General features: G+C 44.3%; 28 protein-coding genes. 21 read left to right on the top strand and 7 right to left on the bottom strand.

Translation table 11 applies throughout. From position 1 onward, the window contains the following. The first annotated feature begins 39 nt into the window (after positions 1 to 39). Complete coding sequence (locus tag ACZ5LF_RS05880; RefSeq protein ID WP_380569535.1) at positions 40 to 1,158, top strand: M20/M25/M40 family metallo-hydrolase; 1,119 nt, start codon at positions 40 to 42, stop codon at positions 1,156 to 1,158. Positions 1,159 to 1,163: 5 nt separating this feature from the next. Further along, on the top strand, positions 1,164 to 2,570 hold the full coding sequence (gene gndA / locus ACZ5LF_RS05875) for an NADP-dependent phosphogluconate dehydrogenase (protein ID WP_380569534.1): 1,407 nt from the start codon (positions 1,164 to 1,166) through the stop codon (positions 2,568 to 2,570). A 49-nt stretch (positions 2,571 to 2,619) separates the two neighbouring features. On the opposite strand, the gene ACZ5LF_RS05870 is transcribed toward gndA, so the two are convergent. Further along, positions 2,620 to 3,465, bottom strand: a complete 846-nt coding sequence (locus tag ACZ5LF_RS05870) for a helix-turn-helix domain-containing protein (RefSeq protein ID WP_380569533.1) — start codon at positions 3,463 to 3,465, stop codon at positions 2,620 to 2,622. Positions 3,466 to 3,483: 18 nt separating this feature from the next. Then, positions 3,484 to 4,965 carry a glucose-6-phosphate dehydrogenase gene (gene zwf / locus ACZ5LF_RS05865; protein ID WP_380569532.1) on the bottom strand — a complete coding sequence of 494 codons (1,482 nt, stop codon included), beginning with the start codon at positions 4,963 to 4,965 and terminating at the stop codon, positions 3,484 to 3,486. A gap of 115 nt (positions 4,966 to 5,080) precedes the next feature. Between zwf and ACZ5LF_RS05860 the strand changes: the two genes are divergently transcribed. Beyond that, positions 5,081 to 6,007 carry an MBL fold metallo-hydrolase gene (locus ACZ5LF_RS05860; RefSeq protein WP_380569531.1) on the top strand — a complete coding sequence of 309 codons (927 nt, stop codon included), beginning with the start codon at positions 5,081 to 5,083 and terminating at the stop codon, positions 6,005 to 6,007. Here the strand turns inward: ACZ5LF_RS05860 and ACZ5LF_RS05855 are convergent. Continuing rightward, positions 5,982 to 6,902, bottom strand: a complete 921-nt coding sequence (locus ACZ5LF_RS05855; protein WP_380569530.1) for an alpha/beta hydrolase — start codon at positions 6,900 to 6,902, stop codon at positions 5,982 to 5,984. The two genes, ACZ5LF_RS05860 and ACZ5LF_RS05855, sit on opposite strands and share 26 nt — an antisense overlap. Further along, positions 6,899 to 7,813 carry an aldo/keto reductase gene (locus ACZ5LF_RS05850; protein WP_380569529.1) on the bottom strand — a complete coding sequence of 305 codons (915 nt, stop codon included), beginning with the start codon at positions 7,811 to 7,813 and terminating at the stop codon, positions 6,899 to 6,901. The genes ACZ5LF_RS05855 and ACZ5LF_RS05850 overlap by 4 nt, the downstream gene beginning before the upstream one ends. Before the next feature lie 163 nt (positions 7,814 to 7,976). Here ACZ5LF_RS05850 and ACZ5LF_RS05845 point away from each other — a divergent pair, with 163 nt between their 5' ends. From ACZ5LF_RS05845 to deoB, 4 genes are all read left to right on the top strand, one after another. Continuing rightward, complete coding sequence (locus ACZ5LF_RS05845; protein ID WP_380569528.1) at positions 7,977 to 8,531, top strand: NUDIX hydrolase; 555 nt, start codon at positions 7,977 to 7,979, stop codon at positions 8,529 to 8,531. Between the two features lie 75 nt (positions 8,532 to 8,606). Beyond that, positions 8,607 to 9,059 (top strand): ferric iron uptake transcriptional regulator, encoded by a 453-nt coding sequence (fur, locus tag ACZ5LF_RS05840; protein ID WP_380569527.1) that lies wholly within the window; start codon positions 8,607 to 8,609, stop codon positions 9,057 to 9,059. Then, on the top strand, positions 9,056 to 9,946 hold the full coding sequence (gene xerD / locus ACZ5LF_RS05835) for a site-specific tyrosine recombinase XerD (RefSeq protein WP_380569526.1): 891 nt from the start codon (positions 9,056 to 9,058) through the stop codon (positions 9,944 to 9,946). The genes fur and xerD overlap by 4 nt, the downstream gene beginning before the upstream one ends. A gap of 8 nt (positions 9,947 to 9,954) precedes the next feature. Next, entirely contained in the window at positions 9,955 to 11,139 is a 1,185-nt protein-coding gene (gene deoB, locus ACZ5LF_RS05830; RefSeq protein WP_380569525.1) for a phosphopentomutase, read from the top strand. 79 nt (positions 11,140 to 11,218) lie between these two features. Here deoB and ACZ5LF_RS05825 read toward each other — a convergent pair whose 3' ends face one another. Next, complete coding sequence (locus ACZ5LF_RS05825; RefSeq protein WP_380569524.1) at positions 11,219 to 11,746, bottom strand: DUF309 domain-containing protein; 528 nt, start codon at positions 11,744 to 11,746, stop codon at positions 11,219 to 11,221. Between the two features lie 31 nt (positions 11,747 to 11,777). On the opposite strand from ACZ5LF_RS05825, the gene ACZ5LF_RS05820 reads away from it, so the two are divergent. From ACZ5LF_RS05820 to ACZ5LF_RS05780, 9 genes are all read left to right on the top strand, one after another. Continuing rightward, positions 11,778 to 12,491, top strand: coding sequence for a segregation and condensation protein A (locus ACZ5LF_RS05820; RefSeq protein WP_380569523.1), 714 nt, complete (start codon positions 11,778 to 11,780; stop codon positions 12,489 to 12,491). Further along, entirely contained in the window at positions 12,491 to 13,024 is a 534-nt protein-coding gene (gene scpB, locus ACZ5LF_RS05815; RefSeq protein WP_380569522.1) for an SMC-Scp complex subunit ScpB, read from the top strand. The genes ACZ5LF_RS05820 and scpB overlap by 1 nt, the downstream gene beginning before the upstream one ends. Further along, entirely contained in the window at positions 13,024 to 13,749 is a 726-nt protein-coding gene (locus ACZ5LF_RS05810; protein ID WP_380569521.1) for a pseudouridine synthase, read from the top strand. Before scpB ends, ACZ5LF_RS05810 begins: the two co-directional genes overlap by 1 nt. A gap of 81 nt (positions 13,750 to 13,830) precedes the next feature. Continuing rightward, complete coding sequence (locus ACZ5LF_RS05805) at positions 13,831 to 14,361, top strand: redoxin domain-containing protein (RefSeq protein WP_380569520.1); 531 nt, start codon at positions 13,831 to 13,833, stop codon at positions 14,359 to 14,361. A gap of 12 nt (positions 14,362 to 14,373) precedes the next feature. Continuing rightward, positions 14,374 to 16,005, top strand: a complete 1,632-nt coding sequence (locus ACZ5LF_RS05800) for a cytochrome c biogenesis ResB family protein (protein ID WP_380569519.1) — start codon at positions 14,374 to 14,376, stop codon at positions 16,003 to 16,005. 5 nt (positions 16,006 to 16,010) lie between these two features. Further along, a complete protein-coding gene (gene ccsB / locus ACZ5LF_RS05795; RefSeq protein ID WP_380569518.1) occupies positions 16,011 to 17,210 on the top strand; it encodes a c-type cytochrome biogenesis protein CcsB in 1,200 nt (399 codons plus the stop codon). An 18-nt stretch (positions 17,211 to 17,228) separates the two neighbouring features. Next, a complete protein-coding gene (locus ACZ5LF_RS05790) occupies positions 17,229 to 17,936 on the top strand; it encodes a response regulator (protein ID WP_380569517.1) in 708 nt (235 codons plus the stop codon). Next, positions 17,936 to 19,633 carry a HAMP domain-containing sensor histidine kinase gene (locus ACZ5LF_RS05785; protein WP_380569516.1) on the top strand — a complete coding sequence of 566 codons (1,698 nt, stop codon included), beginning with the start codon at positions 17,936 to 17,938 and terminating at the stop codon, positions 19,631 to 19,633. The genes ACZ5LF_RS05790 and ACZ5LF_RS05785 overlap by 1 nt, the downstream gene beginning before the upstream one ends. After that, positions 19,633 to 20,187, top strand: a complete 555-nt coding sequence (locus tag ACZ5LF_RS05780; protein ID WP_380569515.1) for an ECF transporter S component — start codon at positions 19,633 to 19,635, stop codon at positions 20,185 to 20,187. The genes ACZ5LF_RS05785 and ACZ5LF_RS05780 overlap by 1 nt, the downstream gene beginning before the upstream one ends. Positions 20,188 to 20,230: 43 nt before the next feature. Here ACZ5LF_RS05780 and ACZ5LF_RS05775 read toward each other — a convergent pair whose 3' ends face one another. After that, positions 20,231 to 20,455, bottom strand: a complete 225-nt coding sequence (locus ACZ5LF_RS05775; RefSeq protein WP_380569626.1) for a 4Fe-4S domain-containing protein — start codon at positions 20,453 to 20,455, stop codon at positions 20,231 to 20,233. 218 nt (positions 20,456 to 20,673) lie between these two features. Between ACZ5LF_RS05775 and ACZ5LF_RS05770 the strand changes: the two genes are divergently transcribed. Then, entirely contained in the window at positions 20,674 to 21,699 is a 1,026-nt protein-coding gene (locus ACZ5LF_RS05770; protein WP_380569514.1) for a LysM peptidoglycan-binding domain-containing protein, read from the top strand. 13 nt (positions 21,700 to 21,712) lie between these two features. After that, positions 21,713 to 22,690 (top strand): YpdA family putative bacillithiol disulfide reductase, encoded by a 978-nt coding sequence (locus ACZ5LF_RS05765; protein ID WP_380569513.1) that lies wholly within the window; start codon positions 21,713 to 21,715, stop codon positions 22,688 to 22,690. A 94-nt stretch (positions 22,691 to 22,784) separates the two neighbouring features. Here the strand turns inward: ACZ5LF_RS05765 and ACZ5LF_RS05760 are convergent, their stop codons facing one another. Next, the gene (locus ACZ5LF_RS05760) at positions 22,785 to 23,705 is read right to left on the bottom strand and encodes an asparaginase (RefSeq protein ID WP_464759831.1); all 921 of its coding nucleotides are present in this window, start codon (positions 23,703 to 23,705) and stop codon (positions 22,785 to 22,787) included. Positions 23,706 to 23,821: 116 nt separating this feature from the next. Between ACZ5LF_RS05760 and cmk the strand changes: the two genes are divergently transcribed. The 3 genes from cmk to rpsA all read left to right on the top strand — a co-directional run bounded on the left by cmk (position 23,822) and on the right by rpsA (position 26,384). After that, positions 23,822 to 24,475 carry a (d)CMP kinase gene (gene cmk / locus ACZ5LF_RS05755; protein WP_380569511.1) on the top strand — a complete coding sequence of 218 codons (654 nt, stop codon included), beginning with the start codon at positions 23,822 to 23,824 and terminating at the stop codon, positions 24,473 to 24,475. Positions 24,476 to 24,479: 4 nt separating this feature from the next. Next, positions 24,480 to 25,064, top strand: coding sequence for a lysophospholipid acyltransferase family protein (locus tag ACZ5LF_RS05750; RefSeq protein ID WP_380569510.1), 585 nt, complete (start codon positions 24,480 to 24,482; stop codon positions 25,062 to 25,064). A 63-nt stretch (positions 25,065 to 25,127) separates the two neighbouring features. Continuing rightward, positions 25,128 to 26,384 (top strand): 30S ribosomal protein S1, encoded by a 1,257-nt coding sequence (gene rpsA, locus ACZ5LF_RS05745; RefSeq protein WP_380569509.1) that lies wholly within the window; start codon positions 25,128 to 25,130, stop codon positions 26,382 to 26,384. Positions 26,385 to 26,390 lie beyond the last annotated feature (6 nt).

Below are 26,390 nucleotides of genomic sequence, written 5' to 3'. Positions count from 1 at the left end.
GAACATCTACAATCAACTCAGTAACAGGAGGCACACACAATGAATCAAGAAAGATTGACTTCGCAATTCATGGAAATGGTTCAAATCGATTCCGAAACTGGAGAAGAGAGGGAAATTGCAGATTATCTGCTGAACACCTTCAGGGAAATGGGCGTTGAAGCAAAAGAAGACGATACCCAAAAGAATACGGGATATGGGGCAGGAAACATCCTTGTGAGGATGGCCGGCAACACTGGAGCAGAGCCACTTTATTTCACGGTTCATATGGATACGGTGGCACCCGGAAAAAATATTAAACCAGCCATCGAAGATGGTTATATCGTAAGCGATGGGACTACTATACTTGGTGCAGATGACAAGGCCGGAATTGCAGCCATCATAGAATCCATCCGCACAATCAAGGAGTCTGAAATCCCACATGGCGATGTTGAATTTGTAATTACAGTCGGGGAAGAATCTGGCTTGGTGGGCGCCAAGGCATTTGACGCCTCGCGTTTGAAAAGTCGTTTTGGTTATGCCATAGACTCTACAGGCAAAGTCGGCACTGTAGTGACTACGGCACCAACACAGAGTAAGATTGAAGTGAATATCCATGGTAAGAAAGCACATGCAGGTGTGGCACCTGAAGAGGGCGTTAGTGCCATAAACATTGCCGCCAAGGCTATCAGCCAGATGAAGCTCGGCCGCATCGATTCTGAAACCACAGCGAATATCGGTCGATTTGAAGGCGGTGGCGCAACCAACGTGGTCACAGATCACGTCTACCTTCTGGCAGAGGCGCGCAGCCTTGATGCCGATAAGATGGAAAAACAAGTGGCGCATATGAAGGACGTATTTGAAACAACTGCATCAGAGATGGGCGGGCATGCAGAAATCAAGCCCGAGGTCATGTATGCTGCATTGGATGCCGGGAAAGAGTCTGAAGTAGTGACCACAGCTGTCAAAGCCATCGAAAACATTGGCAGGACACCTGATTTAATCAGCCTCGGGGGCGGCAGTGATGGCAACATCTTCGCCGGACATGGAATAGATACAGTAATACTCGGCGTCGGATATGAAAACATCCACACTACCGAGGAACGCATCCCGGTCGAAGAACTCGTCAAGGTCGCTGAACTCGTTACAGGCATCATCAAAGTCCAAAGTGATAAGGAGTAGCATATATGCTGTATGATATCGGCGTGGTCGGCTTGGGGGTTATGGGCGCAAACATCTCCAAGAATATGGCCCGGAATGAATTTGATGTTACTACATTCGACTTTTACGAAGATGTGAGGAAAAACAGGATCTTGGAACTGAAGGAAGAAGGAGTATCAGTTTCTTCCTCCCTGGAATCCTTTGTAAAGAGCCTTAAAAAACCTCGCAACATATTGCTTCTTGTTAAGGCAGGTGAAGTGACCGATAAGACCATCTCACAAATAGCCCCCTTGCTGGAAGAGGGGGATACGCTGATAGATGGTGGTAATGAACAGTATGAGAATACACAGCGCCGCAACGGCCATTTGACGGCGTTGGGCATCAATTTCATTGGCATGGGCGTCAGTGGGGGAGAAGAAGGTGCCTTGAATGGTCCTTCTTTAATGCCGGGCGGCCAAAAATCAGCCTATGACAATGTTAAAGATATACTGGAAAAAATTTCAGCCAAGGCGGACGATGGTAAGCCCTGTGTCACCTATATCGGCAATGATGGTAGCGGTCACTATGTCAAGATGATCCATAACGGCATAGAATACGCCGATATGGAACTCATTTCAGAGAGCTACTATTTCATGAAGCATGGCCTCCGCATGAGCAATAAAGAGATGAGTGAAGTGTTCGACGAATGGAATCAAGGTGATTTGAACAGTTATCTGATTGAAATCACTGCACGCATCCTTGAATTCAAGAATGAGGACGGTGAATATATCATTGACCTCATCTTGGATAAGGCCGGGCAAAAAGGCACGGGCAAATGGACTGGTATAGAAGGTCTGAAACTGGGCATCCCGCTTTCCATCATTACTGACAGTGTATTCTCAAGATGCCTCTCAAGTCTGATTGATGAGCGTGCGCAGATCAATCAGGCGTATGATGCCGAAATGGGAGCGCTCCCGCAAGAAGACAAGAATGAAATCCTTGAAGACTTGAAAAATGCCTTATATATAAGTAAACTGATGAGCTATTCACAAGGTTTCCGCCTATTGAAAGAAGCAAGCGACATCTACGAATGGAATCTGCAGTTGGGAGAGATCTCCATGATCTGGAGAGCCGGATGCATCATCCGGGCCCACTTCCTTGAAGAGATCAATAGAGCATATGAAAAAGACCCTGAACTCGATAATCTGCTTCTTGATGACTATTTCAAATCCGTGGTAAAGAAAGCACATCCTAGTCTAAGGCGCATTGCCATCAAGGCGATCGAAAATGAAATTCCAGTGCCTGGTTTCTTGAGTGCACTCTCTTACTTTGACAGCATGAAGCAAAAGCGTGTGTCCAGCAATATGATTCAAGCCCAACGTGATTACTTTGGTGCACACACCTATGAAAGAATCGATAAGCCAGGCGCTTTCCATACCGACTGGCAACAGTAAAAAAACGCAGTGTGAGGTTGATTGAAATCAACTTCACACTGCGTTTTCATTAATCAGATAAACGTTGCCATACTTGTACTTTGCTGTTTTCAGAGAAGAACAGACTTCTACTTTTGATCAACTCCATGGAATAGGCACAATTCAGCTCGCGCTCTTCCTTGAATCGCCACCTACGGAATATATAGCGATAGATGTCTTCACTGACGACTTCCGGATTCCCTTCCGACTCGAAGATCACATAATCGCCGGATTCCGTATAAGTCTCTTCAAATGGTGCAGGGGAGTAGGAGGAAACGCCAATCATCAATTCCATCTTACCCCCTATATACCTCTCAAGAAGTACGATGCCTTTAATATGGCCGTCATTATACTTGAGGAGTTCCTCGAGCACATGATTATCTTCGAGGTATGACAAAAAATCATACTTCATCAAAGTACTGTAATGATCTACCGAAAAGCGGCGGACGGCACCTATGATTCTGAACCCTTCAATATACTTCTCCGTGGAACGGTATTTTGGCCGTTCGACCGGAACCACTTCAAAGGATATGCGTTCCGTAAGATCCAGTGTGTGAAAATACTTTTCAGTCTCGTAGGGCGAAATCCCAAACGCTTCCCGATATGTTTTCTTGAACTGCTCGATGTCATGAAAACCATACTGCTTGGATATATCGATCAGTCGTCTATGTCCTGCCTCCAATTCATATGCAATCTCCGTCATTTTGCGCCTCATCTGATACTCGTAGGGGCTGAACCCGACCAATGAGGAAAAGATTGTGATGAATGATTTCGGTTCTACGGACATATCAAGGAGCACTTCATCATAATCTATATTCTCCCTGATATGGTCTTCTATATATATAATGAACCTCTCTACAAAATTTACTGTTTGCATATTAACCTCACTTCATTTCTATACATTCCACCATTTGAACCCATCTTTCGAGAGGAGCAGATTGCTTTTGACAGGCCCGTCGGAGCCCGCCCTGTAGTTTGGAAACGGAGCGATGTCGGTCTCCCATACCTGGTTGATCGAATCTACGAATTGCCAGGCATTCATCAATTCTTCATAGTGGGTAAAGTTTGCTGCGTCCCCGTTCAGACAGTCATATATCAGATTCTCATACGCATCTACTGTACGCGCAAGGTCTTTATTATCGATTGCATAGGAGAGTTTAATTTCCTTTGTATCCTTTTCACTGCCATGGTCTTTGACGTTAAGCTGCAAAGAGATGCTTTCGTCAGGCTGAATGCGTAAAATGAGAAGATTTTTAGAGAGTATATCGTCCTGCTCGTTTTGATAATACAGATTCTTTGGCACTTCTTTAAATTCCACAACGATTTTCGTCTCCTTATTCCTCATCCTCTTACCGGTACGGATATAGAAAGGAACGCCTGCCCATCTGAAGTTATCTATAAAGAGGCGGGCGGCAATGAAAGTCGGGGTGTTGGAGGTTTCGCTGACATCTTCTTCATCCCTGTATTTGCAGACATACTCACCATCTACTGTCCCTTCATCATATTGACCGCGTACAAAATGATTCTTTACATCCTTCTTATCTATTTTTCTAATGCTCTTCAGAACTTTAATCTTTTCATCGCGGATATCATCACTGCTTAAACTGATCGGTGGTTCCATGCCAAGCAGTGAGACGATCTGAAGCATATGGTTTTGGAACATATCCCGGACTGCGCCGCTTCTTTCGTAATACTCCCCGCGGTCAAGTACACCCAAGGATTCAGAAGAAGTGATTTGGATATTTGAGATGTAGTGGTTGTTCCACAATGGTTCGAACAAACTATTGCTGAAACGGATGACTTCAATATTCTGAACCATCTCTTTCCCCAAATAGTGATCTATTCTGTATATTTCATGCTCTTCAAATGTTTTGGAGATGTCCTGGTTCAATCTATAGGCACTTTCATAATCCCTGCCAAATGGCTTTTCGATTATCAGTTTCTTATAACCCTTGGTCTCTGTGACACCTGAACGCCGGAGATTATCCGTAATGACCGTAAAGAATTGAGGGGGCATCGCCAAATAGAACAATCTGTTCCCTTCCGTGTCGACTGATGACTCGACACTCTCAAATTTATCCTTCAATGTCGAATAGCTGTCGACATCGGTGATGTCTACCTGCACATAATGAATGCAGCTCAAAAAGGAGTCCAGCCCCTCAAGGCTTTCCAGCTTTTCGTTATCTTGCAGGGAAGTGCGGGCCACTTCCCTGAAGTCTTCATCATTCATATCTTTACGTCCTATCGCCAATATGGCGAAATCATGTGTCAATGAGCCTTCCTGGAACAGATGGAACATGGATGGCAGAAGTTTTCTTCTTGAGAGGTCCCCTGTGGCGCCAAACAATGCGATGGATGCTTTAAATGATTGGGTCATATGCAAACAAGTCCTTTTATCAAAAATTTTCTTATATTATTATTCCACTGTATTCTGAAAAACACAACTCCATAACTATGATATAATGAACCAACATTTAATGATAGGTGATTGCATGAAATTTAAAATACTCGGCTCCGGTGCGGGCATACCTTCGAAATCAAGAAATACCCAAAGCTATATATTGGATGTGGTCGAGGAGCTCAACCAATATTTCCTCATTGATGCTTCTGAAGCACTACAGCATCGCATCATGAGCACAACGATAAGACCGGCTAAAATCAAGCACATCTTCATCACCCACCTCCATGGTGATCATATCTTCGGTCTGCCGGGGTTTCTCTCTTCCCGTGCCCACCAAGGCGGGGAAGGGGTGCCTTTATATATCTATGCACCTGCCGGCTTGAAGGAGTGGGTGGAGCTGACCTTAAGGACAAGCGCTTCACATCTGAACTATCCGGTTCACTATATAGAGGTTGCACATAATATGGAGTTTGACGCAGATGGCTTCAAGGTGAAATCCTATCTGCTGGACCACACTATTGAGAGCTATCTTTATGTATTCATTGAACCAGACAAGCCAGGTGCCCTAAAAGATGAAGAATTGAAGCGACTTGGCATACAGCCTGGTCCCTTCTATAAAGAGATAAAACAGTCGGACACTTTCGAATTCGATGGACGGATATACAATACGTCAGAATTCATGAATCCCCCGACAGAAGGCAGGAAAGTGGCAGTCCATGGTGATACAAGGGTGGTCCAGCATCCGGATTACCTGGATTTGGTTGATGGATCAGACCTTATCGTCCATGAGGCAACATATCTCGATGGAGAAGGCGAAAAAGCACATCTTTACTACCATTCTGAAATGTCCGAGGTGCTAAAGAATTTTTCATCAATTTCATATGGAAAGCTGATTTTCAGCCATATCAGCAATCGTTATGACCAGGAGCAGATCAACAGCGTCAGCAGCACGCTGCCTGAAAATACGCTGTTGGCCTATGACTTCATGGAAATCACCATCCCACGTGATTCGCAATGAAGCTAGCGATTACCTGCCGATATTTTTCAGGATTGCGATTGAAACTTTCAACGTGACCGCCCCGTTCGGGATACCAAGCCGCCTTAGGCGGCTTTTTTCTTTTATACAGTTCTTTTGTATGCGTATATGGGATGAATTTATCAGGCTTCGAATGGATGAAGAGTATCGGCTGCCTGATGTTGTCCACCACCCGGTATGGGGAAACTTTAAAGAGTGAGAATCGGCTTCTCAGGCGGAAGAATATATTTGTGAATATAAGCACTAGAGGCGATCCGATTTTTGTATATTGGCTGAAGATGTGGGTCAGTTCATCTCCAAAAGTGGAGAATGAAGCATCCGATATATAGAATTCGGCGCGGTTCGATAATTCACCTGCATAGAGCAGCATGGTGGCCGCTCCCATAGATTCTCCATGCACACCCACCTGGATATCAGGTCCGTAGTGGTCAAAAAGGTATTCTATCACTGTCTCTAGATCATATTTTTCGTAGAAGCCGTAAGTGGAATGAAGTCCACCTGTGTTCCCATGACGCCTCGCATCGTAGATGACACAATTGTATCCCATTTCTGTGAACATATTGAGGTATTTTATGGAACTTATTTTATTCTCCGTGACCCCGTGGCACAGGACCATCCATTTATTCGTTTCGTTAGGGTGGGTGAAGATGGCATTGATGCTGTAGTCGAATTTAGAAGATATGAGGACATCATCTTGCGGCAACTTTTTGAATTCGTCCATATCGAGCCTCTTAGCGCGCGTTTCCCTGCGTTTGATGATCTCGACGTCCCGTAGTTTAAAGAAAAGGATCTGGCTCGAGGCGTAATAGCCAAGTGAGATAAGTAATACGAGAAGGGAGCCTGATAGACCGGCTCCCCATTTTAAGAAACTCCTCATGCCCGATGCTTCTCATATTTGATTATTTTCACCGCATCGAGAACTGCCTTGTATTCTTCCTGTGACAGGTCTGGCATTTTATTGTAGCTTTCAATATTCGACTTCAGCTGTTTCAGGCTGCTCACCCCATTGACTATGACAGCTTCATTATATTTGAGGAACGCATAGGACAATGCGGTTAGATCTTCATCCACTTCACTCAGACGTTCCAGGCTTTCTTTCAGATCTTCGTAGGAATAATCGAGGAATCCATCAGGGAATTTCTCTTCAATGACACTTCTCCAGCTGCTGCTGAGAGCGCCTTTCATGACTGGTCCGCGTGCCAGGATCGTAACATCTTCTTTAAGGGTGTTTGCAACTTCAAAAGGACGATTATCCAACGGGTTGAACTGCATCATGATTGTCGACATGTCGCTGTGGCGCAAGTAATAATCGATGACGTTCAACCGTATCGATGATATGCCGTAGCTTGTGATTACGCCTTCCTGCTTCAGATCGTCGAATGCACTGATGGTTTCTTCTTTATTATCTTCAATGGTCCCACCATGGAGTTGATATAGATCAATATGGTCTACTCCAAGACGGTGCATCGAGTCTTTTATGGCTGACTTGATATGCTTTGGCGTAGGGTTCCATCCTATTTTCTCCTGTGTCTTCTGATCGAATTCATTTCCTCCCTTTGATGCGATGGTGAAATCATAGGTAGAGCGGAAAGCATTCAGTATTTTACCCAATTCCTGTTCGTTTTTGCCGAACTGATAGAGGTCGGCAGTATCAAAATGGGTGATACCCGACTCCAATGCAAATTGAATGATCTTCTCCATCTCATTCTTATCGTTAAGTGGTAGATTCATACATCCCAAGGAAAACTCGGAAATGTGCAGTCCATCTTTTAAAGTTAGTTGTCGCATATGGTTCTCCCTCCATTGAATATATGATTTGATTATACCAATTCAGCCGCCCAAGTTGCACATATTTACTTTTATTCATACGTCTGAAAACTATATGGCAGGCCATACGTGTGTTAATATAAATATATGGTTTTAAAAGAACTTGATAATGGAGCGTAATGAAATGGATAATGACCAACACTATGATCACCTTAAAGAAGAACTGATTTCAAGCGAACGAATATTCGACGGCAAAGTAATTAAAGTGGACCACAGTCGGGTGAAATTGCCGAACGGCGCCGAAGCTGATAGGGAAATCGTCTATCATAAAGGTGCTGTATGTCTGATTGCAGTGCAGGACCACCAGATGTTGTTCGTCAGACAATACAGGGTATCAACAGAAGAATTCCTGCTCGAAATCCCGGCAGGCAAGATCGAGGAAGGTGAAGCGCCTATTGAAACGGCTAGAAAAGAGTTGAGGGAGGAAGTCGGCGGCACCGCCGGAGAACTGAAGAAGATTCAATCTTTCTATGTGTCTCCTGGATTTTCCAATGAATATGTCCATCTTTATGAAGCGGCAGATGTATCCTTCAAGCCGCAGGAACTGGACGATGATGAATTCCTCGACATTGTGAAGATCGACCTCGATCAGCTTAGGGTGGAACTCGAAAGTGGGGCATTCAAAGATGCCAAAACAATCGTTGCAGTCCAACATGTGTTGGCCACCCACAATTTATAATCATTTTAAACACCTTTAAAATTTTTTACAAATCCGTTATAATGTCTGTGATTATATTACAAAGTGGGTGAACCCGTGGAAAATAGGATTCAAAGAATCAAAGAGGCACTGCAGGGTGCCCAATACAAACTGACCCCTCAGAGGGAAGTCACGGTGCGGGTCCTGCTCGAAAACGAAAGGGATCATCTGAGTGCAGAGGATGTCTTTCTTAAAGTGAAAGATAAATATCCGGAAATCGGCTTGGCAACCGTCTATCGTACATTGGAACTCCTAAGCGAGCTGAAAGTGCTCGATAAAATCAATTTCGGGGACGGGGTCAGCCGTTATGACCTCCGCAAAGAAGGGGCTGAACACTTCCATCACCATCTTGTCTGCATGGAATGTGGTGCAGTTGAGGAAATTGAAGAAGATCTGCTTGGCGACGTGGAAAAGATAGTTGAAAATGATTATAATTTCAAAGTTCTGGACCACCGCTTGACCTTCCACGGCGTATGCCGGGATTGCCAGGAAAGAAGTCGAAAAAAATGAATTTTGATGCATACATCGATGAATACCTCCTCTTTCTGAGAGTGGAGAAAGGTCTGAGCCAATCTTCAATCGAATCTTACCATCAAGATCTTAAAAAATATCAGACTTATTTGAACGACTCTGCCATAGATGACTTGAATCGGCTGGACACTGAATTCCTGATTCAATTCCTCAAGATGTTGGATGGTCAAGGTAAAAGCGCCAAAACTTTATCGCGCATGCAATCTACACTGAAAAACTTCCATCAGTTCCTGGTCAATGATGATATCACTGCACATAATCCGGCACTGCGTCTCCAATCCATAAGGAAAGGCAAGACCTTGCCCGTCTACTTGACTGTCGAAGAGATGGAAACTCTGCTATCCACTCCCAATGACTCGATTGCGGGCAGAAGGGACCGTGCCATGATGGAACTGCTCTATGCTTCGGGGCTCCGGGTCAGTGAATTGATCGACATCAAGGCAAATGATATCAATACGGACCTTGGTTTCATCCGCGTAAAAGGAAAAGGGGACAAGGAACGTATCGTACCAATTACAGACTATGTAGGCGATCTTCTTGAATCATATATTTCATCAGGACGGTTGGCTTTACTTAAGGATAAGAATACCGATATACTCTTTTTGACGAACAGGGGAAAGGGCTTCACCCGCCAAGGACTATGGAAGACGATAAAAAAATATGAAGTGCTGAGCGGCATTGGAAAAAACATTACACCGCATACCTTCAGGCATTCTTTCGCCACCCACCTTGTTGAGAACGGTGCTGACCTGAGGGCCGTGCAAGAGATGTTGGGTCATTCCGATATCAGCACTACTCAAGTCTACACACAAATTTCGACCGTAAAAATCAGGGAAATGTACAAACAATTCCATCCAAGAAAGTAGGAGATAGCATGTTTAAGAGAATACATCTGGTAGTACTTGATTCTGTTGGAATCGGAGCGCAGCATGATGCCAAAGATTTCGGGGATGAAGGGTCCCATACACTAAAACATACACTCGAGCAATATCCTGTAGAACTGCCAAACCTGGAAAAGTTCGGTCTGGGATGCATTGACGCATTACCTGGCATCGATTGTCCGGAGGATACTGAAGCATTCTACAGTAAAATGGATGAAGTATCACAAGGTAAGGACACCATGACGGGCCACTGGGAAATCGCCGGTCTCGATATCAAAAAACCCTTTAAAGTCTATCCAGATGGTTTTCCTGAAGCTCTGTTGGATCGAATCCGGGAAGCAACAGGCCGTGACATTGTAGGGAACAAACCGGCAAGTGGTACGGATATCATAAAAGAATATGGTGAGCATCAACTGAAAACAGGCGACCTGATCATCTACACATCCAATGATCCAGTCCTTCAAATTGCGGCTCACGAAGATGTTGTGCCTCTTGAAGAACTCTATGAGATTTGTGAAAAGGTCAGGGCGATGACACTCGACCCGGATTTCCTGGTGGGCCGCATCATTGCAAGGCCATTTATCGGGGAGTCGAAAAACAACTTCAAACGTACTGAAAACAGGCACGACTACGCGCTTGAACCATTCGGCAGAACTGTGTTGAACGCGCTTGAAGACAATGGCAATGATGTAATTGCTGTAGGCAAAATCAACGATATCTTCACAGGTTCCGGTGTGACAGATGCTGTCAGAACAAAAAATAACGAAGATGGCGTGGATAAGCTACTCGAAGTCATGGATCGCGATTTCACAGGTCTTTCTTTCCTCAATCTGGTTGATTTTGATGCGCTCTATGGTCACAGGAGAGATTCTGAAGGCTACAGCAAAGCGTTGAAGGCTTTTGACGACAGGCTACCCGAAATCGTCTCCAGATTGGCGGCTGACGATTTGCTCATCATTACCGCTGACCACGGTAATGACCCTACCTTCAAAGGCACGGACCACACAAGAGAGTCAGTCCCTCTCCTGATTAAAGCCGGAAAAGATATGAACTATAGAGCACTGCGCAATTCCGAGACTTTCAGCGACTTAGCAGCTACCATCGCTGAAAACTTCAACATCGAGTATAAAACGCATGGTAAAAGCCTGTTTGAGGAGATTGTCTCACATGCGAAATAAAAAGTTCACCTTCATTCTGATCGTCCTGGCAGCACTCGCATGGGGGATTGGATATTGGGTCATGGTGCTATAGAAAACATCACTTGTGATGTTTTCTTTTTTTAATGGACGCTTCCCGGTCTGAAATTACACCAGAACGATCCCTGAGCCTATGCTTGAACACTATTGCTTCATCCTGTACGAATATATTTATGGCCATCTCCCGGAATGTCCCGATAGGCGTCAATGGATCATGCATGATGTGCAGGTGCGACCACGTCTCCACTGTGAGGGGGAATTGCAGGGGAATGAAGGGGGTAGTTTTAATATGTTTCTTTCTTTCATGAATCATTGCGATAAGATTTTCAGCCATTCCTAAAGAAATAAGATCATATTCATGCGCTTCATAAAGTGCGATGGCGCGGTTATAGGAACATGCGGCCCCCACTGTATTTCCTTGCCTGTAATGATATTCTGCAACTGCTAACAAAATAAGAAAGACTTCCGGATCATGCTTAGTGAAAACAGGCTTCGATTTCCAGTGGCTCTCCATGATTTCATGGCATTCGAAGTAATCTTGCTTTATAATGAGTTCGTTATAGAAATCTAAGAGTTGTGTACGGTCCATTGTGCCAGCTCCTAACAATTGAGGTTATTTTATGGATGGTTATAAAGTGCGCCTCGATGTATTCGAAGGGCCTCTCGATCTCCTCCTTCATCTGATCAAAGAATTGGAAATTGATATCTATGATATACCGATGAAGGTGCTCACCCGCCAGTATATGGAATACATTGAAGAAATGAAAGAACTTGAAATCAACGTCGCAAGCGAATATCTGCTTATGGCCAGCGAGCTGCTGAAAATCAAGAGTCATACACTTCTTCCCGAACCCGCCTACGCTGAGGAACCGTTCGAAGATCCAAGAGAATCGTTGATGGAGCAACTGATTGAATATCAAAATTTCAAACAATATGCAGAGCAGCTTTCCACGATGAAGCAAGAGAGTGAGCGCTTGTATATCAAGCCGCCAGAAGAGTATGAAGAAGTGGATGTGTCTGAAGACGAAATGGATGTTTCGATATCAGAACTCCTTGTCGCCTACCAAAAAGTACGGTCGAGGGTTGCGCTAGGTCAACCAAAGAACGTTGTCATCAACCATGAACGATACACCCGTAAAATGGCCGAGTCTTTCATTGACGCGCATTTCACAGATCGCGACTCACTTGCATTTCATGAACTCTTCAACTTTAATGAATCAAAATCCAAAGTTGTGGCTGTATTCATAGTACTGCTGGATTATGTCAAGGAAGGCCAAATGAGGATATGCAGGGTGCAGGGGGGAGATTATAAAATTGAGAGGCTGTTTGAGTAATGGAAAAAATTGAAATTATAGAAGGGCTGTTGTACATTGCAGGTGATATAGGCCTGGAAGAAGAACAACTGATCATGCACGTTCCCATTACTAAGGAACAACTGGAGAAAGTGACTGAGAGTTACGATAGACCGAACTTCATCATCCAAAGGCATGGCCACAAATATTTTTTAAAGACATCCCAAGCGATGGAGAAGTACGTCGAACGCGTACTCAGCGACCGCCCGAAGCAGAAACTGTCACAAGCTGCACTTGAAGTCTTATCGATAATTGCCTATAACCAACCCCTCTCGAGAGGGGACATTGAAGTGATGAGAGGAATCAATTCTGATGGGCCTGTCAGCACTTTGATGAGCAAAGGATTGATTGCCAAAAAGAACATACAGGATGCGCGGGCCGCCCATTTTGTAACGACAGATTACTTTTTGCAGCTTTTCGGATTGACTGATTTGGAAGAACTCCCTACACAAGCGGATATTTCAGAACAAGAAGAAATCGACTTATTTTTTGAAAACATGAAGGAGGAAGAATAATGGAAGAAATGCGTCTACAAAAAGCAATTGCAGACAGTGGCTATACATCAAGGAGAAAGGCTGAGGACCTGATAAAGGGAGGACGTGTCAAGGTCAATGGCAAGACAGTATCGGAACTCGGCAGTAAAGTGGTTGATTCCGATAAGATAGAGGTGGATGGCGTGCCACTTGAAACTGAAGAGAAGGTCTACATCCTCTATTACAAACCAGGCGGCGAAATTTCTGCCGTCGAAGACGACAGGCAACGCAGAACAGTTACAGATGCATTCCAGCAAATGGATGTCCGCCTATACCCGGTAGGGCGGCTCGATTATGATACTTCCGGTATCCTTCTGTTGACGAACGACGGAGAATTCACCCAGTACATGACGCATCCGAAATATGAAATGAGCAAAACATACAGGGTCAAAGTCGATGGCGTACTAAAAAGGGAACAGCAAAAAATGATGCGTGAAGGCGTCAGGCTCGATGATGGGCTGACATCTCCTGCAAAACTCAAAGTCGTTAGAGACAAGAACAACAAGAACATGATTCTTGAGCTCACCATACATGAAGGGCGGAACCGTCAAGTTAGACGTATGTTTGAACACTTTGGGCTTAATGTTGTGAAATTGACACGTATCAACTACGACTTTTTGACTTTGGATGGTCTGAGCGAAGGAGAGTATCGTTTCCTCAAGCCGCATGAAGTCAAAAAATTGATCGCCAATGCCAAATCCAGGTAAAACAGAATTGTCATAATACTGTCATGTAGGCTTAAATTATATGATGCTATAATGGACATTATGTATAGGTAGGTGAAATGGATGAAGAAGAGTAACAGGAACGTGCTCAGGGTCAGTGTCATAATACTGATTACGCTACTTATCGGTATCACATTGTGGTTCAATCTGACCTCGGGCACAAAAACTGTGGATGTCGGCGACGAAGCCATAGATTTCAAACTATCGACACTGGAAGGTGAGACCATCCAACTGTCGGAATTAACTGCCGAAAAAGGTGTAATCCTGAACTTCTGGGGCACATGGTGCAAACCATGCCGCGAAGAAATGCCTGATATGAATGATTTTTACATAGATGGCCATGAAGATTATGAAATCGTCGCAGTCAACGTCGGTGAGAACCAGCAACAGATCAGACAATTCATTTCCGGTCTGGATGCGGAGCTGCAATTCCCTATAGCACTGGACAGTGAAAAAAGTGTGACCGACGCATATAACATCGGACCGCTCCCTACCACCATCGCCGTCAATAAGGATGGAGTAGTCGTCAAAAAACAAGAGTACCAATTGAATCATGAGGATATCGCCTCCTTTATAGAGGCTTCCATAGAATAGGATGGATTTAAAATGAAACTCAACGACATACGATGTGAATCATGTGGGCATGTCAATCCGCCCGGGACCCAACTTTGCCAGTCCTGCGGTAAAATGATCGACAACGATTATGACAAGGACAAAATTAAAGACTTGATGCGTTATGACGGCAGCGCCGTAAGGTCAAAAACCCGCTCTAAGAGTATATTCGATAAAATATGGATATTTTTCACCTCAATTAAAGTAGGTGTCAGCATCATACTCGCAATCGCGATTGCAGCAGCAATCGGCACCATCTTCCCGCAGGAATATTTCATCCCTATGGGTGTGGATCCCGCGGAACATTATCAGGAAAACTACGGCTCTTTAGGATATCTCTACTACTCCCTCGGTTTCCATAACCTCTATTCCTCCTGGTGGTTCCTTGTCCTGAATGGCATGCTTGCATTATCCATCATAGCGGCAAGCATAGACAGAGGGATACCGCTGTTTAAGTCACTAAGAAACCAGAGGGTCAAAAAGCATAGTACTTTCTTCAGAAGACAAAGGCTCTCTGCAATGGATGAAGACGCCGGCAAAGTTGATAAACTGGTCGATGGTCTTGCCAAAAAGAGATATAAGGTGAGGGAAGAGGACGGGAATTATCTGCTTGAAAAGGGCAGACTTTCAAGATACGGTCCCTACATCAACCACACAGGATTGATTCTGCTTCTCCTCGGCAGCATGCTAAGGTTCTTCCCTGGGATGTATGTTGATGAAATTCTCTACATCAATGAGGGGGAAACCGAAGAGATTCCGACCACCGATGGCCAGTATTATATTAAAAATGAAAAGTTTACCATAGACACTTATGAAAAAGGCGATGGTGAGGTCTTCCAAAAAGCATTGGCTGAAGGTTCGAGTGCCATCAGTAACTTCCAGACTGACATCACTTTTTATGAGAATGAAAGTGCCGACATAGTGGGTTCCGCACCGGATTTAAAAGCGATTGACGAGTCCAGCATCCAGGTGAACCACCCGTACCGCTTCGACTCTTATGAAGTATATCAGTCAAGTTATGACAATTCACAGATGAAATCGATGACTTTCAAACTCGAAGATTCTTCAGGTAAGACTGTCGGAGATAATTTTACAGTGAACCTCAAAAATCCGGAGTCGACTTTCCCGATCACAGAGGACATCAATGTAAATATGCGGGCTTACTCGCCTGATTTCCTCGAAGTCGCTGAGAATGGTACACTCATATCAGAGACTCCTGTTCCAAGAAACCCGGCATTTGTATTTGAAGTGACGGATGGAAATGACAGCGAGCTGAGCCTATTGCAAATAATGAACAGCACAGATATCACTGAAGACAATGAATACAGCGTTCGGTTCGTTGGTGCAGAAGAGCATATTGCAAGTGTACTCACAGTCAAAAAAGACCATACCATCCCTCTGATTGCCACTGGGTTCGTCATATTCCTGATTGGACTCGCAATTGGCTCCTACATCAACCATAGGCGTATATGGATAAAGACCGATGATGGGCTGTTGATGGCTGCACATACGAATAAAAATTACTTCGGTATGAAAAAAGAATTGAACGAAGTGCTCGCATCCAGCGGTATGGAACCTGTTTCCGATAAGTTGGATGTTGCGCAAACTGATAAAGACGAGGAGTAATATTTATGGCATCTCAATTAGTTACATTAAGCAGCACATTGCTGTATGCGGCTTTTCTGCTTTATCTGGTGGCATTGCTGCCTCTGGGAGCAAGCATCAAGTCGAAATCCAAAAAGCCAGAAAAGATCGCTCTTATAATGGTCGTCATAGGTTTTGTTATGCAACTGTCCTATTTTATATTGAGATGGGTTGCACAAGGGCACGCCCCAGTATCAAATATGTATGAATTCATTACAATGTTTGCAATCATGCTCATTGCAGGATATTTGATCACCTACTACTACTTCAGAAGCACTTTATTCGGGCTTTTCGCACTACCGGTATCCTTACTTCTGACGGCCTATGGCAGTATGTTCTCAAGGGAAGTTGAGCCGCTTATACCTGCACTTCAGAGTAGTTGGCTTGCAATCCATGTCATCACAGTCACCTTGGCCTATGGTATACTATCCATGAGTGCAGTAGCTGGACTGATCTACCTCTTAAAAGCTGTTCCGGCAACTGAGAAGTCGTGGCGGGCAAGGTTCCTTGAAGCTGTTATGGCAGGTATTGTCATCGTCGTCACTTTTATAGCAACTACACTAATCATGCAGAACGTGATTGGTTATCAAGACGACTTCATCTATCAAGATAAGCAGGGCCAGACGCAAGTGGCAGAGTACCATCTTCCGAGCCTGGTTAATTTTGAAGGTGCCGTGGCGGTCGAAAATGTCGGGGATAATAATTATGAAGAAGCAGAACATTTCCATAGCGGCCTCAATTTACCGCCGATCATTGATTCACAGAAACTCAATACTGTAATCTGGTCAGTGATTCTGGGGACGATCGTCTACGGTATCGTACGTCTGATTTTAAGGAAACGCATAATTGCAGCTTTGAAGCCATGGTCCAGTAAAGCGGATCTGAATTTGATGGATGAAATTGGCTACCGTTCAGTAATCATCGGCTTCCCAGTCTTCGCCCTCGGCGGCATATTCTTCGCTGCCATTTGGGCACAGATTGCCTGGAGCAGATTCTGGGGTTGGGATCCTAAGGAAACATGGGCTTTCATCACCTTCATGTTCTATACGATATTCCTGCACCTCAGATTGAATAGGGGATACGAAGGGGAAAAATCCGCATGGCTTGCGATCATCGGTTTCCTGCTGATACTCTTCAACCTGATTGCAATCAACTTACTTGTAGCAGGACTACACTCTTATGCATAAAATGGAAAGAGGGGTTGTATGACTGAAAGAATTCTCGTAGTAGATGATGAGGAGCGCATCAGAAAGCTCCTCAATATGTACCTTGTGCGCGAGGGATATGAGATTGTTGAAGCCGAAGACGGCGAAGAGGCTCTTGAAATTGCAATGGAACAGGATTTTAACTGCGTCCTTCTGGACCTCATGATGCCTAAAATGGATGGCATTGAAGTGGCTAAACGTCTTAGGACCCAAAAATCTACACCTATCATCATGTTGACCGCAAAAGGTGAAGAAAATAACCGGGTTGAAGGGTTTGAGGTTGGGGCAGATGATTACATCGTCAAACCTTTTTCCCCACGTGAGGTTGTCTTACGTGTCAAGGCACTCCTCCGCCGCTCATCTGAGACAGCTTTCATAGAAGCTGATGCCACCGCGAAAGATGTCATCATCTACAATCATCTTGTGATTGACAATGATGCCCATAGGGTACTGGCCGATGATGAAAAAATAAACTTGACGCCGAAAGAGTATGAATTGCTGCTGTTCCTGGCACGCAGCCCCGATAAAGTCTTCGACAGGGAAGAATTATTAAGGGAAGTATGGCACTACGATTTCTACGGTGACCTCAGGACTGTCGATACACATGTGAAGAGATTGCGTGAAAAGCTCAACAAAGTCTCTCCAGAAGCAAGCAATATGATTCATACTGTATGGGGCATCGGTTATAAATTCGAGGTTAACGACTGATGAAGTTCATTAATAGCGTTGTTACAAAACTGTGGTTGACTATCATTCTGATAGTAACGACAGTTTTAATTTTATTATCCATCATATTGAGCCTCTATTTCCGTAATTATGTATTGAATTCCACTGAAACACTCCTTCAGGAGGAAGTGTCACGAGTTGAAGAAATGGTGCTGACTGAACATTATGTCGATAATCCGGATGAAATACTATTCAGGGAAGATAATCTCATCATCTATATGGATGGGACTGTCCTATCAGAAGAATCCGCCACTGATGAATTGATCTTCCGGGAGACGATTGATAAAGAAGGTGAAGGAAGCACAGTCATCCTAAATGATATATACGGCCATGATTATATGGTCAAGGTCTCCAATCTCAGTGATTATTTTGACAAAGATACAGCTATTCTGAAATACCGCGATCTGGAGGACATCAATGAATCGATGCGTGCAGTGACTACCATAATCATTGCAAGTGCTTTCGTACTGTTCATCATCACCACCCTATTCGCCTTCTTTCTGATAAACCGATTGACAAGACCGCTTATAAACCTGAAGAATGCAGCATTCAGAACAGCGAAGGGGGACTATAATAAACTTCAAGTCAAAAGCCGCGATGAATTGGGCGAGCTTACGCTTGCTTTTAATAAAATGAACGATGACATCAGACATAATGTATCGGAAATCACCCATGAGAAAAATTTGCGCGAACAAATATTCACCTATATGAATGAAGGTGTATTATACTTTAACCGTAGCGCAGAATTGATCTACAGCAACCATAAGGGAAATGAAATGAATCATATATTCCAGAGTACGGAATCGGGCAGCATACGCTTCAACGATGCCATCAAGGAAGTGGCAGATAAGCGTGAATCGACCATCGAAAGGGTAGAACTGCAACACCGTCATTTCCAACTATCGTACACCCCGGTGAAAGAGGGGGAGACAGTGTATGGAGTGATACTCCTCATACGGGATATAACTGAAGAAGTGGGCGCTGAGAAAATGCGCTCTGAATTCATTGCCAACGTATCACATGAACTCAAAACCCCGATGGTCATGTTGAGCGGCTATTCCGAGGCGCTCCTCGACGACATTGTGACAGAGCCGCATGAGATCAAGGAAATGATCGGCATCATCAAAGATGAATCAGATCGCATGAATACGATGGTCAATGAATTGATTACAATAGCCCGCATGGACAGTCGTTCCGATTTCTTCGACATCATGGATAACGACTTTAATCTGTTGCTTGAAAAGCTAAAAAGCCGCTTCAGACATGAGATGAATGAAAACGGCATAGAGTTCTCGGTGAATTCATTGGACGGACCGCTGATTTTCCAATTTGATTACGATAAATTGAGTCAAGTGATGACCAATCTCCTGGACAATGCCATCCGCTATACTTCAACGGGAGATGAGATCACCGTGGATGTATCGTCATCGCCACATTCAGTGACGATCGAGGTCCGGGACACAGGTACAGGAATCAAACCGGAGCATCAGGCTAGAATCTTCGAACGTTTCTATAAGGTTGATGAATCGCGGACCAGGGGTCAGCATGGTACCGGGTTGGGTCTCTATATCGTCAAAAGTATCATTGAAAGGCATAGAGGCATCATTGAACTGGAAAGTAGATTCGGGTCAGGCACTACATTCCGGATCACACTACCAAAAACTATTGGAGAGGATTGATGAAAATGAGAAGGTCGCGTCTGGAGAAGCTAATCATCATAAGTATCCTAGCAGCCCTATCCTTCATACTCATGCTTGTACAGTTTCCGATACCCCTTATACCGCCTTTTCTGACTGTGGATTTTTCTGATATCCCTGCTTTCATAGGCTTCATGCTTTTTGGAGGTGTTGCAGGATCTCTTGTGATTTTGATGAAGATTATATTGTATGGACTGCTCATGGCCAGTGAGCCGATCGGCCCTTTAGCAAATCTTCTCGCCTCATTTTCACTTTTGCTCCCCGTATATTTCGTCTACAGTAAATATAAGACCAGAAAATCATTGATTCTAGGGTTCGTTTTAGGGATTACTACATTGACAGTGGCCATGGCTGTGTTGAATTATTTCGTCCTGCTGCCCACGTACGGCCTGATTATCGATCAGCGTGATCTTATAGAGAATATACGTGCAATCATTACTGCCGGAATCATTCCATTCAATATCATAAAAGGTATACTGGTTGGCCTTGTGGCCTATCTGGTGTATACGAAAGTGATTCCCAAACTGAGAAAATGAAAAAATCACCTTGATCGGTCCGATCAAGGTGATTTAAATATCATCATTCATATTTCAAAGGATCGCCATCAAATGGTTCATCTTCAACTTTTATGGAATCCGTCGGGCATCCGTCAAAGGCATCTTCCATATCTTCAAGCAACTCTTCCGGAACCACTGCTGTCCCTTTATTGTCATCCAAGATGACATAGGCGATGCCGTCATCATCGTAGTCATATATATCAGGTGCTGCCGCGCCACATGCACCACATGCGATACAAGTATCCATATCTACAATAGTATATTTTTTCCCGCTCAACACTTTCACCTCTTAACCGATTCATTCTTTATCATTCTAATTCTAATTACGCCATATTTCAATTAAATTAAATATCTGCCCTAATAATACAACCATGGTCGTATTAGGCCACAGACCGCCTCTTTAAATTAAAATGAAAACATATTATACTTACATTGAGAAATATTGAAGTTCTGAGGAGAATGTATATGAAAGACGATTTCTATAAAGATATAAACCATAAGCGGACCCCCGATGAAAAGAAGGACGAAAAGCACGAAAATGGGCATAATGAAAAAAAGGATGCGCCCCGATTGAGTCGGGCTGAGCGTCATAAACAAAAGGATAAAACCGATGGGAAAACCAAACGGCAACCGCTTGGAAAAACTATCGGCAGCTACATCAACCGCGAAAGTATAGACAAACAGAAAACATTCTTCCTAGATAAATTTTCTTCCTACAAAGAAAGATTCAGAGATGAAATCAATGTCTCTAAAAAGAAATTTGGGGAATTGAAGAGAAAACGTCCAAATGTCCCCAAAAATAAAAAGCAAGATGAGGATGGGCATAATAACCGTCGCCTATGGCCCATCATTGTTGCTGGTGTCTTCATACTACCCATAACCATTGCCCTCGGCATTATGATCACAAGCAACTTCTGGCCTGATGACCCGTCGACCCAGATAGCTGATCAATCAGAAGAAAACAGCGAAGAGGCTGCACCTGAGGCACGTAAGGAATTGGAAGAGAAAAAGGCACAAAAAGAAAAAGAGATTGCACAAGCCCAAAAAGGGGAAGATGATGGACGAAGTGAAGAAAAGAACAATGACTTGGGTACAGGCACTTCGGACTTCTCCTACTCAGAGGAACAGCAGTCTGAACTCAATGACGCCGCTGAGGCAGCAATAGAAGAAAAAAAATCGGGGGATGCCAGCGACACCCCAGACAGCCCGGTGACACCATTGGAAGAGGAGTCTGGCGAGCAGCCTGAAGAAGCGACGCAGGAAACTGGGGAGGAACAATCTTCCGTCGAGGAATCGACACAGGAGACTGATCAGGGGCAAGCAGGTTCAATCGGTACTTATACAGTGAGGCCCAATGATAACCTGTACCGCATTGCACTTAGATTTTATGGCGACAACAGTAAAGAGAATATAGATAAAATTCTCGAGGCCAATGGCATCAATGATCATAGAGAATTGTCGGTCGGGCAGGAACTGACGATACCTGAATAGAAAGGTGTAGAACATGAAACAGATAGATACAATCATTATAGGAGCTGGGCCTTGTGGCCTTTCTGCAGCCATAGAGCTGCATAAGCAGGACATGGAGTATCTGGTGATAGAGAAAGGGAATGTCGTTGAGGCGATCTACAACTATCCGACACATCAAACATTCTTTTCTTCCAGTGAAAAGCTGTCAATCGGGGACTTCCCATTTATTACCGAGCAGCATAAACCACACCGGAATCAGGCACTTGTCTATTATCGGGAAGCAGTTAAACACTTCAATTTGAAGATCAATACTTATGAAGAGGTAACTTCAGGACGTAAATCTGGAGAACAGTTCATTCTTGAGACCTCCAAAGGACAGTATGCATGTAATCATCTCATCGTCGCCACAGGATATTATGGGCAACCGAACCATCTGGATGTGCCCGGCGAGGGTAAAGAAAAAGTGTTTCATTATTTCAAAGAGGCCCATCCATTCTTCAATCAAAAAGTACTTGTGATCGGTGGAAAGAATTCGAGTGTGGACGCTGCCATCGAACTCGAGAAGGCAGGTGCTGATGTCACTGTCGTCTATCGGCGCGGGGCGTATTCGAAAAGTGTAAAGCCATGGATTTTACCACAATTCGATTCTCTCGTTAAGAATGACAAGATCGACATGCATTTCAGTACTGAAGTAGTGGACATCAAAGATCAGAGCGTGGTTCTTGAGAAGAATGGTGAGACATTCGAACTGCCCAACGACTTCGTCTTTGCGATGATCGGTTATCACCCAGACTATCGCTTCCTGAGCTCATTTGGCGTTGAGTTGAATGAGAATGAATATGGTACTGCTCCTAACCATGACCCGAACACCATGGAAACGAACATTCCAAATTTATATATTGCCGGTGTCATAGCAGCTGGTAATGACGCAAATACGATCTTTATAGAAAACGGCCGATTCCATGGTAAAATAATTGCTGATGAAATCGCAAAACAGCATTCAGAACGATAGGTTAGAATTTGTTGGAACAATAATAAAACAACTTGGAGATCCCGACTCAATGGATTTCCAAGTTGTTTTTTCTGTAATATCAGCATGCTGCCCGTCAATGTCTGAATACTTCTTCCAGGGCATCATGGCCATAATCATTACATAGCGCGAGCAATAATTTTATGCGTGCTTTCTGCCCGTTCAGCCCATTCGAGAAAATCACGCCCCTTTGTTTCAGGTCATGGCCACCCCCTTCGTAGTCATAATAGCTTCCGACGATACCGTTAAAGGAACGGGAGACTAGAATGACCGGGATATCCGCATCAAGTGCGGCTTGGAGGCCTTCCAATGCTGTTGGCGGAATATTACCCTGGCCGAGTGCTTCCAGAACCAGCCCATCATATCCGGCATCCACCAGTGCCTTAAAGAACGTACCGTCCAGATCTGCATGGGCTTTGATGAGCGCGACCTTTTTGCATAAGTCGACGGAATTGAATTGGTCTTGCCTGTTGATGTGATGGTGGTAGTGGATGTCATCCTTCGTCAAAAAACCGATGGGACCGTGGTTCGGACTCTGGAATGTCGCAATATTTGATGTATGAGTCTTTGTTACATTACGAGCTGTGTGGATTTCATCGTTGAAGACGACGAGCACACCCCTCGAAGCAGATTCCGGGGTCATCGCAGTCTTCAAACTTGATATATAATTATATAATCCATCAGACCCTATTTCATTTGATGATCGCATTGCCCCTGTTATGACCACAGGTTGATCGATATCAAGCGTGAGGTCTAAAAAGTAGGCCGTCTCCTCCAATGTATCGGTGCCGTGAGTAATGACGAACCCATCATGCCTGCCGCCATCCTGCAGGATGATGTCACGGATTACCATCATATCTTCTAAAGTCATATGCGGCGATGGCTTCTGCACCGGGTAGATTTCATCCAGCACAATGCCAAGTGCGCCTGCACCATCCGTTTCCATCTTGAGTGGATTTTCAGAAGTTTGAGTGACGATGCCATCGGTTGATGACATGCTGATGGTGCCGCCAGTATGTATCGCTAAAATTTTATTCTGCACATGACTTCCTCCTAAACGAATTTATAAATCTATGATAGAATATACTGGAACAATGAACAAGGCGGGTTTATATGAAAAATAAAATTAATATCGCAATTGACGGCCCTGCGGCGGCAGGCAAGAGTACCATTTCAAAACGCGTTGCCAAAAAATTAGGCTACATATATATCGATACAGGAGCAATGTACCGCGCCATCACACTTCATGTCATAAGGCATGGGGATGCAGTATTGGATCACCTGGAGGATGTGGACATACGGTTTGGGGCTTCTGGCACATCTGTATTCCTGAACGGAGAAGACGTTTCTCAAGACATCCGCAGCCAGGAAGTGACCCAACGTGTCAGTGAGGTCTCCAGTCAGCACCAGGTGCGCTCTTACCTCGTTTCAATGCAGAGGAAAATTGCGGAAGAAAAAGGTGTGGTGATGGATGGAAGGGACATAGGGTCTACCGTTCTGCCCGAGGCTGAGTTGAAAGTCTATATGAAAGCTTCCGCTGAAATCAGGGCCAAGCGCCGACTGGAAGAAGAAGAAGCGCGCGGGGTCAGGATTGACATCGGCACCTTGACTGAGCAGATCATCCGCCGGGACGCCCTTGATATGAACAGGGAGATTTCACCGTTGGTCAAGGCACCAGATGCAGTGCTTTTGGATTCCAGTCATATGAGCATCGATGAAGTTGAGGATAAAATCATAAAGTTGGCAGAAGGCCTGATTAGGAGTTGAAGATATGTTTTACAATGCAGTCAAGACTTTGGTGAAAGGCTTTTATTATTCCCGTTTCAAGGTAAGGGTAATTGGAGAAGACAGGATTCCTGCTACAGGTCCGGTTTTGATATGCAGCAACCATTCTTCAGAATACGATCCTCCCCTCATAGCCATAAATGTAAAACGGGAGATGTCGTTTTTCGCCAAATCTGAATTATTCAAGATACCTGTGCTCGGTTTTCTGATCAGCCATTTGAATGCTATTCCAGTTGATCGGGGAAAAGGGGACAGGGCAGCGTTGAAGAAATCTGTCGAAAAACTGAAGGAGGGCAATATGCTCCTCATCTTCCCTGAAGGGGGCAGAAACAAATCCGGCACTTTGAAAGACCTTCAACAGGGTGCCAGTTTCATGGCGGTCAAATCCGGAGCTGCCATCGTACCTGCAGCAATCAAAGGCAACTATGACAGAAAAAAAGGGATTACACTTATTTTTGGCAAGCCGATCGATACGAAAGCACTAACGGAACAAGGTAAAAACCGTAAGGAGATTACAGAAATACTCAGGGAAGATATCAACAATCTTCTGATTTCAGAGACAATCACTTGACAAATTGTGATATTTATAAGAAGTTAGAGGTATACTTTTTAGTAATGTAATGGAGGCAGGCACATGACGACAGATAATTTTAAAGAACAAGAGAACAACGAAGAAGTAAACGAAACACAAGTGGACGAAGTGACAGAAGGCAATGTAGAAACAACAGACAGTCTTCCTGAAGAGAACACAACAGAATCTACAGGCACATTTGAAGTTGGTGATATTGTCAAAGGCACCGTCTACAAAGTAGAAGACAAATTTGTCAAAGTACACATTGAAGATTCTGATTTTGAAGGCATCGTACCAATCAGCCAGTTGACCAACAAGAGGATTGAACGCCCTGAAGAAATCGTGTCTGAAGAAGACACTATCGAGGGTGTCGTCATCAAAGTGGAAGACGAAGAAGATCGCAAGAATGTCATCTTCTCAATCAGGAAACTGGATGAGGCGAATGCCTACGAAAAATTGCAGGATGCCAAAGACAATGATGAGACGATCACCGGGAAAGTCATGGAAGTCGTCAAAGCAGGTCTTGTCGTCGATGTGGGAGTAAGAGGATTTATACCGGCTTCTCTTCTGTCAGACGCTTATATTGAAGATCTCGATCAATTCGAAGGGCAGGATCTTGAAGTCAAGGTTGAAGATATTGAATCTGAAAAGAATCGCGTCATCCTAAACCGTAAGCGTATCGTAGAAGCTGAGAAGGCCGAAGAACGCCAAAAGCAACTTGAATCACTGGAAGCGGGAAGCATCGTCGAAGGTGAAGTAGTGCGCATCACTACATTCGGCGCCTTCATTAATCTTGGCGATGTTGATGGACTTGCACACATTTCTGAGCTGGATTACAGCAGAGTCGAAAAAGTCGAAGATGCAGTTAACATCGGCGACAAAGTCCAAGTGAAGATACTCGATGTTGATCCTGAGCAAGAAAGGATCAGCCTATCCCTTAAACAGGCAAAAGCCAGTCCTTTCGATTCCTTCATTGAAGAGCATTCAGAAGGGGAAGTGCTTGAAGGGGAAGTTAAACGCCTCGTCGATTTCGGTGCCTTTGTAGAAGTCACTCCAGGAGTAGAGGGTCTCGTACACGTTTCTGAAATCAGCCACGAACACGTAGCAACTCCTTCCGATGTCCTAAAAGAAGGTCAGACCGTATCAGTCAAAATCCTTTCCTTGGACGAAGATTCCGAAAAAGTTTCATTGTCCATCAAAGAAACATCGGAAAAGCCTGCTCGCGATCCTGAACCAAAAGTCTATCGTGACGATACAGACGATGACGCACCAACACTAGGTGATGTATTCGGAGATCGTTTCAAAGACCTTGATATCTAAACGTTC

The sequence above is a fragment of the Salinicoccus siamensis genome, assembly GCF_055391965.1.
This window is presented reverse-complemented; position numbering and strand designations above follow the sequence as displayed.

Bases quoted from the DNA above. Each gene is read 5' to 3' on its own strand.
- ACZ5LF_RS05880 (WP_380569535.1), top strand. From the start codon at position 40: ATGAATCAAGAAAGATTGACTTCGCAATTCATGGAAATGGTTCAAATC.
- gndA (WP_380569534.1), top strand. From the start codon at position 1,164: ATGCTGTATGATATCGGCGTGGTCGGCTTGGGGGTTATGGGCGCAAAC.
- ACZ5LF_RS05870 (WP_380569533.1), bottom strand. From the start codon at position 3,465: ATGCAAACAGTAAATTTTGTAGAGAGGTTCATTATATATATAGAAGAC.
- zwf (WP_380569532.1), bottom strand. From the start codon at position 4,965: ATGACCCAATCATTTAAAGCATCCATCGCATTGTTTGGCGCCACAGGG.
- ACZ5LF_RS05860 (WP_380569531.1), top strand. From the start codon at position 5,081: ATGAAATTTAAAATACTCGGCTCCGGTGCGGGCATACCTTCGAAATCA.
- ACZ5LF_RS05855 (WP_380569530.1), bottom strand. From the start codon at position 6,902: ATGAGGAGTTTCTTAAAATGGGGAGCCGGTCTATCAGGCTCCCTTCTC.
- ACZ5LF_RS05850 (WP_380569529.1), bottom strand. From the start codon at position 7,813: ATGCGACAACTAACTTTAAAAGATGGACTGCACATTTCCGAGTTTTCC.
- ACZ5LF_RS05845 (WP_380569528.1), top strand. From the start codon at position 7,977: ATGGATAATGACCAACACTATGATCACCTTAAAGAAGAACTGATTTCA.
- xerD (WP_380569526.1), top strand. From the start codon at position 9,056: ATGAATTTTGATGCATACATCGATGAATACCTCCTCTTTCTGAGAGTG.
- deoB (WP_380569525.1), top strand. From the start codon at position 9,955: ATGTTTAAGAGAATACATCTGGTAGTACTTGATTCTGTTGGAATCGGA.
- ACZ5LF_RS05825 (WP_380569524.1), bottom strand. From the start codon at position 11,746: ATGGACCGTACACAACTCTTAGATTTCTATAACGAACTCATTATAAAG.
- ACZ5LF_RS05820 (WP_380569523.1), top strand. From the start codon at position 11,778: ATGGATGGTTATAAAGTGCGCCTCGATGTATTCGAAGGGCCTCTCGAT.
- scpB (WP_380569522.1), top strand. From the start codon at position 12,491: ATGGAAAAAATTGAAATTATAGAAGGGCTGTTGTACATTGCAGGTGAT.
- ACZ5LF_RS05810 (WP_380569521.1), top strand. From the start codon at position 13,024: ATGGAAGAAATGCGTCTACAAAAAGCAATTGCAGACAGTGGCTATACA.
- ACZ5LF_RS05805 (WP_380569520.1), top strand. From the start codon at position 13,831: ATGAAGAAGAGTAACAGGAACGTGCTCAGGGTCAGTGTCATAATACTG.
- ACZ5LF_RS05800 (WP_380569519.1), top strand. From the start codon at position 14,374: ATGAAACTCAACGACATACGATGTGAATCATGTGGGCATGTCAATCCG.
- ccsB (WP_380569518.1), top strand. From the start codon at position 16,011: ATGGCATCTCAATTAGTTACATTAAGCAGCACATTGCTGTATGCGGCT.
- ACZ5LF_RS05790 (WP_380569517.1), top strand. From the start codon at position 17,229: ATGACTGAAAGAATTCTCGTAGTAGATGATGAGGAGCGCATCAGAAAG.
- ACZ5LF_RS05785 (WP_380569516.1), top strand. From the start codon at position 17,936: ATGAAGTTCATTAATAGCGTTGTTACAAAACTGTGGTTGACTATCATT.
- ACZ5LF_RS05780 (WP_380569515.1), top strand. From the start codon at position 19,633: ATGAAAATGAGAAGGTCGCGTCTGGAGAAGCTAATCATCATAAGTATC.
- ACZ5LF_RS05775 (WP_380569626.1), bottom strand. From the start codon at position 20,455: ATGGATACTTGTATCGCATGTGGTGCATGTGGCGCGGCAGCACCTGAT.
- ACZ5LF_RS05770 (WP_380569514.1), top strand. From the start codon at position 20,674: ATGAAAGACGATTTCTATAAAGATATAAACCATAAGCGGACCCCCGAT.
- ACZ5LF_RS05765 (WP_380569513.1), top strand. From the start codon at position 21,713: ATGAAACAGATAGATACAATCATTATAGGAGCTGGGCCTTGTGGCCTT.
- ACZ5LF_RS05760 (WP_464759831.1), bottom strand. From the start codon at position 23,705: ATGTCATCAACCGATGGCATCGTCACTCAAACTTCTGAAAATCCACTC.
- cmk (WP_380569511.1), top strand. From the start codon at position 23,822: ATGAAAAATAAAATTAATATCGCAATTGACGGCCCTGCGGCGGCAGGC.
- ACZ5LF_RS05750 (WP_380569510.1), top strand. From the start codon at position 24,480: ATGTTTTACAATGCAGTCAAGACTTTGGTGAAAGGCTTTTATTATTCC.
- rpsA (WP_380569509.1), top strand. From the start codon at position 25,128: ATGACGACAGATAATTTTAAAGAACAAGAGAACAACGAAGAAGTAAAC.